The organism is Pseudomonas morbosilactucae, from assembly GCF_023241665.1.
Lineage (GTDB): Bacteria > Pseudomonadota > Gammaproteobacteria > Pseudomonadales > Pseudomonadaceae > Aquipseudomonas > Aquipseudomonas morbosilactucae.
In genome coordinates, this window is record NZ_JALQCX010000055.1 from 39,123 (window position 1) to 50,712 (window position 11,590).

Here is an 11,590-nt window from a genome sequence, read left to right on the forward strand (position 1 = left end):
AGCTGGCTTGCCAGCGATCAGCGGTGCGTCAGGCGTACCGCGAATCGCTGGCAAGCCAGCTCCTACAGGGGATCGCGGTGGTGTTGGCCACCGCGTGCTTTTTAGTCTTCCAGCAGCTCTTCAGCCTGACCCAGGATGTTGTCCAGGGTGAAACCGAATTCTTCGAACAACGCCGGCGCCGGGGCCGACTCGCCGTAGGTGGTCATGCCAATCACGCGGCCTTCCAGGCCCACGTATTTGTACCAGTAGTCGGCATGAGCGGCTTCGATGGCGATACGGGCGCTGACTTGCAACGGCAGGACCGATTGCTTGTAGCCGGCGTCCTGGGCGTCGAACACGCTGGTGCAAGGCATGGAAACCACGCGCACCTTGCGGCCTTGCTCGGTCAGCTTGTCGAAGGCTTGCACCGCCAGGCCCACTTCCGAACCGGTGGCAATCAGGATCAGCTCAGGCTCGCCTGCGCAGTCCTTGAGCACGTAACCACCACGGCTGATGTCGGCGATTTGCCCGGCATCACGGGTTTGGTGCTGAAGGTTCTGGCGGGAGAAGATCAGCGCCGATGGGCCGTCCTTGCGTTCCAGGGCGTATTTCCAGCTCACGGCCGACTCAACGGCATCGGCTGGGCGCCAGGTGTCGAGGTTCGGGGTGCAGCGCAGACTGGCGATCTGCTCGATCGGCTGGTGAGTCGGGCCGTCTTCGCCCAGGCCGATGGAGTCGTGGGTGTAGACGTGGATCACCCGTTGTTTCATCAGGGCCGACATGCGCACCGCATTGCGGGCGTATTCCATGAACATCAGGAAGGTCGCGCCGTAAGGCACCAGGCCACCGTGCAGGGCCACACCGTTCATGATGGCGGTCATGCCGAACTCGCGCACGCCGTAGTACATGTAGTTGCCGCTGGCGTCTTCAGCGCTGACGCCTTTGCAACCTTTCCACAGGGTCAGGTTGGAACCGGCCAGGTCAGCCGAACCGCCGAGGAACTCAGGCAGCAATGGACCGAAGGCGTTCAGGGTGTTCTGGCTGGCTTTACGGCTGGCGATGGTTTCGCCCTTGGCCGCGACTTCAGCGATGTAGGCGTTGGCCTTTTCGGCGAAGTCCGCTGGCAGATCACCGCTCAGGCGACGTACCAGTTCGTTGGCTTCGCTTGGGAAGGCTGCGGAATAGGCCGCAAAACGCTGGTCCCATTCGGCTTCTGCGGCGCGACCGGCTTCCTTGGCGTCCCACTCGGCATAAATGTCGGCCGGGATTTCAAAAGGACCGTGCTCCCACTTCAGCGCAGCGCGGGTCAGGGCGATTTCCTCGGCACCCAGTGGCGCGCCGTGGCAGTCTTCCTTGCCTTGCTTGTTCGGCGAACCGAAGCCGATGGTGGTCTTGCAGCAGATCAGGGTCGGCAGCGGGCTTTTGCGCGCGGTGTCGATTGCGGTCTTGATCTCTTCCGGGTCGTGACCGTCGACGTTGCGGATCACTTGCCAGTTGTAGGCTTCGAAACGCTTCGGCGTGTCATCGGTGAACCAGCCTTCGACTTCGCCGTCGATGGAGATGCCGTTGTCATCGTAGAACGCGATCAGTTTGCCCAGGCCCAGAGTGCCGGCCAGGGACGCCACTTCGTGGGAAATGCCTTCCATCATGCAGCCATCACCCAGGAACACGTAGGTGTGGTGGTCGACGATGTCGTGGCCAGGGCGGTTGAACTGGGCCGCCAGGACTTTTTCCGCCAGGGCGAAGCCCACGGCATTGGCCAGGCCCTGACCCAGTGGGCCAGTGGTGGTTTCAACACCTGGGGTGTAGCCGAACTCCGGGTGACCCGGGGTGCGGCTGTGCAGTTGGCGGAAGTTTTTCAGGTCATCGATCGACAGGTCGTAGCCGGTCAGGTGCAGCAACGAGTAAATCAACATCGAGCCGTGACCGTTGGACAGCACGAAGCGGTCACGGTCGGCGAAGGATGGATTGGTCGGGTTGTGCTTCAGGTAGTCACGCCAAAGTACTTCGGCGATATCCGCCATACCCATAGGGGCACCGGGATGGCCGCTGTTGGCTTTTTGCACGGCATCCATGCTGAGGGCACGAATGGCGTTGGCACGCTCACGACGGCTGGGCATCGCTGATCTCCTGGGGGATTGAATAAAACGAAACGGAAAAAAGGCGTGCATTTTCCCTCAGCGATAGGCCGGGGGCAATGACAGATAGTCACTCAGACGTGTTTTTCCTATGGATAAGGGGGCAATCGCCTGGTGAAACCTTTCCGCGGTTCGTCTGTTAGAGACCAGGCCCCCGGGCAAGTGCCATTTATCTCCCAATATCAAAACTTTTTGATATTGGTCTTGCGGGGTTTTGGACGCGTCACTAGACTGCTGCCCCTATGAACCTGAGCCTGCCGTCCATCGGCCACGACGACTGCGACGAACTGGCGACCTTGTGCAAGGCCGGCGGCGACCCGTTGCGACTCAATGTGCTGCGGGCGCTGACCAATGATTCATTCGGCGTACTGGAACTGGCGCAGATTTTTGCCATTGGCCAGTCGGGCATGAGTCATCACCTCAAGGTCCTGGCCCAGGCCGGCCTGGTGGCGACCCGCCGGGAAGGCAACGCGATTTTTTACCGCCGCGCCCTGCCCCACACCGAGCACTTGGGTGGCCGCCTGCATGCGGCGCTGCTCGAAGAGGTCGATCAGTTGGCCTTGCCCAGTGACGTACAGGGGCGTATCGGCTTGGTGCACCGGCAACGGGCCGCAGCCAGCCAGGACTTTTTTTCACGGGTGGCGGAGAAATTTCGTGCCCAGCAGGACCTGATCGCAGGACTGCCCCAGTACCGCGACAGTGTGCTCGCGCTGCTGGATAAGCTGAGTTTCAGTGACGAGGCCACGGCCATTGAAGTCGGCCCCGGCGATGGCGCCTTCCTACCGGACCTGGCCCGCCGCTTCAGCCAGGTCACGGCGCTGGACAACAGCCCGGCGATGCTGGAGCTGGCCAGTCAGTTGTGCGAGCGCGAGGCGCTGACTAATGTCCGCCTGCAACTGGCCGATGCATTGAACGGCACGCCACACCGGGCCGACTGCGTGGTACTGAATATGGTCCTGCACCATTTCGCCGCACCCGCCGACGCCCTCAGGCACATGGCAGATTTGCTGCAACCAGGCGGAAGCCTGTTAGTGACAGACCTGTGCAGCCATAACCAGAGCTGGGCCAAAGAGGCCTGTGGTGATCTCTGGCTGGGGTTTGAACAGGATGATTTGGCCCGCTGGGCCGCCGCTGCGGGACTGACTCCCGGGGAAAGCCTCTATGTGGGCTTACGTAATGGTTTCCAGATCCAGGTCCGCCACTTTCAGCGACCGACTGGCGACACTCACCATCGGTAAATTTAGGAAACCGTCGAGATGAGCGAATACTCCCTTTTCACCTCCGAGTCCGTGTCTGAAGGGCATCCGGATAAAATCGCTGACCAGATTTCCGATGCCGTGCTGGACGCCATCATTGCCCAGGACAAACACGCTCGCGTAGCGGTTGAAACCCTGGTCAAGACCGGCGTTGCCATCGTTGCCGGCGAAGTCACCACCAGCGCCTGGGTCGACCTGGAACAGATCGTTCGCGACGTGATCTGCGACATCGGCTACACCAGCTCCGACGTCGGCTTCGACGGCGCGACCTGCGGCGTGATGAACATCATTGGCAAGCAGTCCCCTGACATCAACCAAGGTGTCGACCGTGCCAAACCTGAAGATCAGGGCGCCGGCGACCAGGGCCTGATGTTCGGCTACGCCAGCAACGAAACCGCAGAACTGATGCCAGCACCGATCGCGTTCTCGCACCAACTGGTGCATCGCCAGGCCGAAGCCCGCAAATCGGGCCTGCTGCCTTGGCTGCGTCCGGACGCCAAATCCCAGGTCACCTGCCGCTATGAAAACGGCATCGTGGTCGGCATCGACGCGGTGGTGCTGTCGACCCAGCACAACCCGGAAGTGTCCTACAACGACCTGCGCGAAGGCGTGATGGAACTGATCGTCAAGCACGTGCTGCCGGCTGAACTGCTGCACAAAGACACCCAGTTCCACATCAACCCGACCGGCCAGTTCATCATCGGTGGCCCAGTGGGCGACTGCGGCCTGACCGGCCGCAAGATCATCGTCGACAGCTACGGCGGCATGGCCCGTCACGGCGGTGGTGCGTTCTCCGGCAAGGATCCATCCAAGGTTGACCGTTCCGCCGCCTACGCCGGTCGCTACGTGGCCAAGAACATTGTTGCCGCCGGCCTGGCCGAGCGTTGCGAGATCCAGGTGTCCTACGCCATCGGCGTGGCCCAGCCTACGTCGATCTCCCTGAACACCTTCGGCACCGGCAAAATCAGCGACGACAAGATCGTCAAGCTGGTTCGCGAGCACTTCGACCTGCGTCCTTACGCGATCACCACCATGCTCGACCTGCTGCACCCGATGTATCAGGAAACCGCCGCCTACGGTCACTTCGGCCGCGCGCCACAAACCAAGACCGTGGGTGACGACACCTTCACCACCTTCACTTGGGAAAAAACCGATCGCGCCGACGCCCTGCGCGCCGCTGCCGGCTTCTAAGCAACACCCAGCAACACCCAAAGCCCCGCCCGGCTGGTCCGGCGGGGCTTTTTTGTGGCCGAAGGTTTCACTCTCCAGCCCCCTGCACCCCGAATCCACGCCCCAACGCCAACACAAAAAGGGCCGCGACCAGCCTGGGCAACACCCTGCAAACAAACGACGGCCTCCACCCCCGGCCCCCTGCCTACCCTTTAAAGCATGACCCACCCGAGCAAGGACGCTCCCCATGCTGCCAAGAATCCCAGCCTTTGTGCTCCTGGCCCTGAGCCTTATCAGCCTATCCGCCCAGGCACATTGCCCGGTCGGGTCCGCCACCCAGGCCGCCGCTGAAATCGCGCCCCTGCAACAACAACTTGAGCGCTGGGACGACAGCTACCATCGCCTGGGCCGCTCGGACGTCGCCGATGAACTCTACGACCAGGCACGCGCAAGGCTGGCGGCGTTGCGCGCCTGCGCTGCCCAGTCACCGACACCAGAGGACCAGCCACTGCGCAGCGCTGCCGGCAGCATCGCTCACCCGATCGCCCACACCGGCGTGGAAAAACTCCACGACGCCCACGCCGTGCAACACTGGCTAAGCAGCCGCCAGGAGGTCTGGGCACAACCGAAGATCGACGGCGTGGCGGTGACCCTGGTCTATCGCCAAGGCCGCTTTCACCAAGTACTGAGCCGTGGCGACGGCCTGCACGGCCATGACTGGACCGCCGCGGCCCGACACATCGACGCCATCCCCAAACAACTGCCACAACCCGTCGACCTGCTGCTCCAGGGCGAGTTGTATTGGCGCTTGCAGGATCACGTCCAGGCCAAGGCCGGCAGCCTGAATGCCCGCAGCCAGGTGGCCGGACTGATGGCGCGCAAGCACCTGTCAGCCGCGGACGCCGTGCGGATCGGTCTGTTTGTCTGGGACTGGCCTCAAGGCCCGAACACCCTGCCCGAACGCCTGGCCGGGCTACAGGCCCTGGGGTTTGCCGAAGGCCGCGACTACAGCCGGCCAGTCGCCCGCTTCGCCGATGCCCAGCACTGGCGCGACCATTGGTATCGCTCGCCCCTGCCCTTCGCCACCGACGGCATCATCCTGCGCCAGAGTCGGCGCCCGGAAGCCCAACACTGGCAAGCCAAGGCGCCGCACTGGATCGTCGCCTGGAAATACCCCTTCACCCAGGCCCTGGCCCTTGTGCGCGACGTGCACTTCAAGATCGGGCGCACCGGGCGCATCACCCCCATGCTGGAACTGGAACCGGTCACCCTCGATGATCGCCAAGTGCGCCGGGTCAGCCTCGGTTCGCTGAAGCGCTGGCAGGCGCTGGATATCCGCCCCGGCGACCAGGTTGCAATCAGCCTGGCCGGCCTGACCATTCCGCGCCTGGAACGCCTGGTGCTCAAGGCCCAGGTTAGACCGCCCGTCAACGCCCCCGACCCCTCGGCGTTTCATCTATTGAGTTGCTGGGAGCCGGTGCCCGGTTGCCAAAGCCAATTTCTCGCTCGGCTGACCTGGCTCAGTGGCCCCAAGGCCCTGAACATGCCCAATATCAGTCGCCAGACCTGGCAGACCCTGGTTGAAACAGGACGAATCAAAGGCTTGCTCGATTGGCTGACCCTTGAAGCCACGGAGCTTGCTAACATTGCCGGCTTCGGTGAACGCAGCAGTGCGCGCCTGCTCAACAGCCTGCACAACGCCAGACGGCAACCGTTCGAACGCTGGTTACAGGCCCTCGGCCTGCCGCCCAGCGGCAACGCCAATCTGGCGGGCCCCTGGCAGAGGCTGGCGAGCAGAAACACCGAACAGTGGCAAGCCGAAGCCGGGATCGGCCACGGACGAGCCGCCCAATTGAGTGCTTTTTTTCGTGACCCGCAGGTGCTGGCCTTGAGTGCAGAATTACGTGCCGCCGGCATCGACGGTTTTGAGTGATCTTTCTATCTACGCTGTGTTGAACCACAGGCGGCGAATCGGTTCAAAAAGCCCATTCGCAGGCACAGCTGACAGCGACCTTTTTCCTTCGGAGCCTTTATGAAACGTCTTGCACCGCTCGCTCTTCTCAGCCTTTTCAGCCTGATGGCCGCCCCCTTGATGGCCGCCGAGGAAGCTCCCGGGCTGACCGGCTGCGCCGCCAAGCGCCAGGCCATCAGCACCCAGATCGAACAGGCCAAGGCCCATGGCAACAGCGAACAACAGGCGGGCCTGGAAAAAGCCCTGAGCGAAGTCACCAGCCATTGCACCGACGCTTCGCTGAAAAAAGAGCGGGAGAACAAGGTGCTCGACGCCAAGCACGAGGTCAGCCGGCGTCAGGCCGATCTGGAAAAGGCCATGAAAAAAGGCGATTCCGAGAAGATCAACAAGCGCAAGGACAAGCTCGCCGAGTCACGCAAGGAGCTGCAGCAAGCGTTGGACGAGCTGGACAAGTAAACCCTTGGCAATGGAGCCCTGTCGATGGCCGTTCACCGGCCAGGGATGGGCTCCACAGACAGTGAATCAGTGGTCGCGAAACTCTTTATGGCAGGCACTGCACGCGTCTTCGACCTTCTGCACCGAAGGCCCCAGGTCAGCGGCCTTCAGGGGCTGTACTCGGCTGGCGACAACCAACGCGCCGGTGGCGGCCTCAAGGTTACGGGCCAATTCCTGGAAACGCGCCTGCTTGCGCCAGACATCGTCCGTGGCACTGGTGTGATCTTCTTCCTTGACCTCGGGAAAGTGCTTCCAGGGCTCATGGGACAAGCTGTCGAGCTTGACCGCACCCTCGGCGAAACGCGGGCCATCGAAGGCGATACGCCCACGCAACATGCCGCCCAGGTCTTCACCGGTCTTGAGCATTTGTTTGAAGATCGCCTTGCGTTGCCCCAGGGGCGAGTTCGGGTCCACGCCGCCACAAGCGGTCAGCGTCAGGCAGGCCAGCAATACCACAGCACATCGTTTAAAAGTCATGGCGGCTTCAGGTCACGGAAAACGGCGGCCAGTATCCCCGCCTACCCGGCAAAGACCAATAGCCCTATCAATAATATGGGTAGTCTGCGCGTGCCAAGCACCCGGGCCACCTCCAAAGGAACAACTCGATGCACCTGAGTTTCATGAGCTGGCGCCGCCTCGGCTGGACTTTGCCCTTCGTTGCCCTGCTGGCCGGCTGCAATGGCGGGGACAACAGCAAACCCCAGCCAACACCCGAACCGCCCAAGCCCCACGCCATTGCCACTTACACCAGCGCGTCCTGGGACAGCCTGCCCAGCGTTGCCGACAATGACCTGCTGGCGGGTTTCGGTTCCTGGCGCAGCGCCTGCACCCGGCTGAAAGCCGACCCGATCTGGGGCGCCACCTGCGCCGCGGCGGCCAACGTGCCGCAAACTGCGGACGCGGTGCGCGGGTTCCTGAAGGATCAGTTGCAGGTCTATGGCCTGCGCTCGGCCGACGGCAACAGCAACGGCTTGATCACCGGCTACTACGAGCCGGTCTACCCGGGCAGCCTGAAACAGACCAAGGTGGCCAATGTGCCGGTCTATGGCGTGCCGGAGGACATGATCATCGTCGCCCTCGACAGCCTCTATCCGGAGCTCAAGGGCAAGCGCCTGCGCGGGCGCCTGGAAGGCCGCGTACTGAAACCCTATGACGACGCCGCAACCATCGAGAACAACGGGGTCAAGGCCCCGGTCATTGCCTGGCTGACCGACCCCATGGATCTGCAATTCCTGCAGATCCAGGGCTCGGGGCGGATCCAACTGGCCGACGGCCGACAACTGCGCATTGGCTATGCCGACCAGAACGGCCATCCGTACCGGCCCATCGGCCGCTGGCTGGTGGAGCAGGGAGAGCTGACCAAGGAAGAAGTGACCATGGGCACCATCGCCGCCTGGGCCAAGGCCCATCCGGAGCGGATTCCCGAGCTGCTGGGCAGCAACCCGAGCTACGTCTTTTTCAACCGCAACCCCGACAGCAACGAAGGCCCTCGCGGCTCGCTCAATGTACCGCTGACCGCTGGTTACAGCGCAGCGGTGGATCGCAAGGTCATCCCCCTGGGCAGCCTGCTGTGGCTGTCCACTACCCGGCCCGACGGCAGCAGCCTGGTACGCCCGGTTGCCGCCCAGGACACCGGCGGCGCGATCACCGGCGAAGTGCGGGCAGACCTGTTCTGGGGCACCGGCGACGCTGCCGGGCAGTTGGCTGGTGACATGAAGCAGCAAGGCCAGATCTGGATGCTCTGGCCCAAGGGTGCCGCGCTGCCCAAGGTTCCGGAAGTCACCGATAAACCCTGACCCCGCAGGAGCCGGCTCGCCGGCGATAGCGCTCGCAAGACCGCCTTCGCTTGGAAGCCGGCCCTAACCAGGGCAGGCGTCAAATCGAGACGAAGAAGAAGCTGGCAATCAGTGCCATACCGACCGCCCACACCAACGAGCGCAAGATCGCCCAGTCCGCCAGGTAGCAAATGATGTAAAGCAGGCGACTGGTGATAAACAGCACCGCCAGGACATTGATGGTCACCAATTCGGCGTTGCCTGCCACATGGGCAATGAGCACCGCTGCGGCAAACGCCGGGGTCACTTCAAAACTGTTGAGCTGAGCCGAATGGGCGCGCTTGGCAAAACCATCCAGGGTTTCCAGAAAAGCCCGCGGGTCATGGTTCTGCCGGGCCCCGAACTTGCCACCGCTGAACTTGGCCACACCGGTGCACAGGTACGGCAGGAAGATGGCGATCAATACACACCAGAAGGCGACGGTCATAACGGAATCCTTTTTAGAGTTGTGTGTGGGGCCGATCAGAATTTCATCACCAGTATGCCGATCAGCACCAGCCCACAGGCTAAGAGCCGCGGGCGGCCGAAAGGTTCTTTCAGGTAGCGCATGCCAAACAACACCACCAGGATCACGCTGATTTCCCGCAGCGCCGCCACTTCGGCAATCGATCCCAGTTGCATGGCCCAAAGCACCAAAGCGTAGCTGAACAACACGCAACATCCGACACTCAATCCCAGGCGCCACTGCTCACGCCAGAACAACGCAAACGCCGGGCGCTTGCACACCAGGGCCAGCAAGGGAAAGGGCCAGGCACTGAGCAACGTGACCCAGGCCAGGTAATGCAAAGGGTGCGGCCAACGCCGCAGGGCCTGGCCATCGATAAAGGTGTAGCTGCCGATGCACAGGCCGATCAGCGCCACCACCGGCAGCATCGACCAGGGCAACCGGGCACCACCGCCGCCCTGCCACAACAGGCACAGCATGCCGAAGGGGATCAACAGAATGCCGATCACTTGCTGCGTACTCAGCACTTCGCCGGCAAAGATCAGGGTCAGCGCCAGCACCACCAAGGGCGACAAACCGCGCATCAGCGGATAGACCAACCCCAGGTCACCCACCCGGTACGCCTGGATCAACAAATAGCGATAGAGCAACTCAAATGCCGCCGAGGCCAGGATCCACGGCCAGATCTGCGCTGGAGGCCAATCGACGAAACCCATCAGCGGCACTACCAACAACAGGGCCACCGCGTCCATGCAGGCCACCACCAACAGCCGCTGCCCACTGAATTTGATCAGGGTGTTCCACGCCGCATGCAACAACGCAGCCATCAATACCAGAACGGTTGCCAGCACTCCGTGCTCCTTATTGCGGCGAAGATGTTCGATTCGGAATAGGTCAGCCGCTACTTAATACTGATAACGACCCCGCCGCCAAGCGCAAGCCGATCATCTCAAACTTGAAACTTGGCGCCTGAAGCCTGAGGCTTGTCGCTGTTTTTTCCCCCGCTGTATATCCAAAGGACTTCGGATGCTTGAACTTGTTGCTGCTTTTATCTGCCTGACCACACTGCTCACCTATGTGAACTTCCGTTTTATCGGCCTGCCACCCACCATCGGTGTGATGGTCACCGCCCTGCTGTTCTCCCTTCTGCTGCAAGGCCTGAGCTTCATCGGCTACCCCGGCCTTGAAGAACACGTGCAACAACTGATTGGCCAGATCGACTTCGGCGACTTGCTGATGAACTGGATGCTGTCGTTCCTGCTGTTTGCCGGCGCGCTGCACGTCAACCTCGCCGACCTGCGCAGTTACCGCTGGCCCATCGGCCTGTTGGCCACAGTGGGCGTACTGATCGCCACCTTTGTCATCGGCAGCCTGGCCTACTGGATTTTCGGCCTCTTCGGCTGGCAGGTGAGCTTCCTCTATTGTCTGCTGTTCGGCGCGCTGATCTCCCCCACCGACCCGATCGCCGTGCTCGGTGTGCTACGGACCGCCAACGCCTCCAAGCCACTGAAAACCACCATCGTCGGCGAGTCGCTGTTCAACGATGGCACCGCGGTGGTGGTGTTCACCGTACTGCTGGGTATCGCCCAACTGGGTGAGACGCCGACCCTCGGCGCCACCGCCATGCTGTTCGTTCACGAAGCCGTGGGCGGCGTGGCCTTTGGCGGGCTGATCGGCTACCTGGTGTACCTGATGATCAAGAGCATCGAGCAGCACCAGATCGAGGTGATGCTGACACTGGCCTTGGTGATCGGCGGCTCGGCAATGGCCTCCGAACTGCACGTTTCGGCGCCGATTGCGATGGTGGTGGCAGGCTTGATCATCGGTAACCTGGGTCGCAACCTGGCGATGAACGACATGACCCGGCGCTACCTGGACGGTTTCTGGGAACTGCTGGACGACATGCTCAACGCCCTGCTGTTCGCCCTGATCGGCATGGAACTGTTGCTGTTGCCGTTCAACTGGCTGCACTTGCTGGCCGCCAGCCTACTGGCAGTCGCCATCGTGCTCTCGCGCCTGCTCACGGTGGCCCCGGCCATCCTGTTGCTGCGCCGCTGGCGCACGGTGCCCCGCGGCACCATCCGGGTGCTGACCTGGGGTGGTCTGCGCGGCGGCGTGTCGGTGGCCCTGGCCCTGGCGTTGCCGCTGGGCCCGGAACGCGACCTGGTGCTGAGCATCACCTACATCGTGGTGCTGTCGTCGATCCTCTTGCAGGGATTGAGCATCGGCCGACTGGTGCGCCACGTGACTCACGACGCACCGGTAGAGGCTGCCAAGGCCGACGCCCACTGATCATTTTT

At 62.4% G+C, this 11,590-nt stretch carries 10 protein-coding genes; 6 read left to right on the forward strand and 4 right to left on the reverse strand.

Annotated features, from left to right (window positions below; translation table 11 throughout):
• Positions 1-101: 101 nt before the first annotated feature.
• Complete coding sequence (tkt, locus tag M1B35_RS26055) at positions 102-2,099, reverse strand: transketolase (protein ID WP_268263481.1); 1,998 nt, start codon at positions 2,097-2,099, stop codon at positions 102-104.
• A gap of 260 nt (positions 2,100-2,359) precedes the next feature.
• On the opposite strand from tkt, the gene M1B35_RS26060 reads away from it, so the two are divergent.
• The 4 genes from M1B35_RS26060 to M1B35_RS26075 all read left to right on the forward strand — a co-directional run bounded on the left by M1B35_RS26060 (position 2,360) and on the right by M1B35_RS26075 (position 6,971).
• Positions 2,360-3,355: an ArsR/SmtB family transcription factor gene (locus M1B35_RS26060; RefSeq protein ID WP_123327581.1), complete on the forward strand. Its 996-nt coding sequence runs from the start codon at positions 2,360-2,362 to the stop codon at positions 3,353-3,355.
• 18 nt (positions 3,356-3,373) lie between these two features.
• Positions 3,374-4,564 carry a methionine adenosyltransferase gene (metK, locus tag M1B35_RS26065; protein WP_123327582.1) on the forward strand — a complete coding sequence of 397 codons (1,191 nt, stop codon included), beginning with the start codon at positions 3,374-3,376 and terminating at the stop codon, positions 4,562-4,564.
• A 226-nt stretch (positions 4,565-4,790) separates the two neighbouring features.
• Positions 4,791-6,476, forward strand: a complete 1,686-nt coding sequence (gene ligB / locus M1B35_RS26070; RefSeq protein WP_268263482.1) for an NAD-dependent DNA ligase LigB — start codon at positions 4,791-4,793, stop codon at positions 6,474-6,476.
• Positions 6,477-6,575: 99 nt separating this feature from the next.
• The gene (locus M1B35_RS26075) at positions 6,576-6,971 is read left to right on the forward strand and encodes a DUF1090 domain-containing protein (protein ID WP_123327584.1); all 396 of its coding nucleotides are present in this window, start codon (positions 6,576-6,578) and stop codon (positions 6,969-6,971) included.
• A 66-nt stretch (positions 6,972-7,037) separates the two neighbouring features.
• Here the strand turns inward: M1B35_RS26075 and M1B35_RS26080 are convergent, their stop codons facing one another.
• Complete coding sequence (locus tag M1B35_RS26080) at positions 7,038-7,487, reverse strand: c-type cytochrome (RefSeq protein ID WP_123327585.1); 450 nt, start codon at positions 7,485-7,487, stop codon at positions 7,038-7,040.
• Positions 7,488-7,615: 128 nt separating this feature from the next.
• Here M1B35_RS26080 and mltA point away from each other — a divergent pair, with 128 nt between their 5' ends.
• Entirely contained in the window at positions 7,616-8,806 is a 1,191-nt protein-coding gene (gene mltA / locus M1B35_RS26085; RefSeq protein ID WP_123327586.1) for a murein transglycosylase A, read from the forward strand.
• A 79-nt stretch (positions 8,807-8,885) separates the two neighbouring features.
• Here mltA and M1B35_RS26090 read toward each other — a convergent pair whose 3' ends face one another.
• Together M1B35_RS26090 and M1B35_RS26095 are read right to left on the reverse strand one after the other, a co-directional pair.
• Entirely contained in the window at positions 8,886-9,272 is a 387-nt protein-coding gene (locus M1B35_RS26090) for an MAPEG family protein (protein ID WP_123327587.1), read from the reverse strand.
• A gap of 35 nt (positions 9,273-9,307) precedes the next feature.
• On the reverse strand, positions 9,308-10,141 hold the full coding sequence (locus M1B35_RS26095; protein ID WP_123327588.1) for an EamA family transporter: 834 nt from the start codon (positions 10,139-10,141) through the stop codon (positions 9,308-9,310).
• Between the two features lie 175 nt (positions 10,142-10,316).
• Here M1B35_RS26095 and M1B35_RS26100 point away from each other — a divergent pair, with 175 nt between their 5' ends.
• Complete coding sequence (locus M1B35_RS26100) at positions 10,317-11,582, forward strand: cation:proton antiporter (RefSeq protein ID WP_123327589.1); 1,266 nt, start codon at positions 10,317-10,319, stop codon at positions 11,580-11,582.
• Positions 11,583-11,590 lie beyond the last annotated feature (8 nt).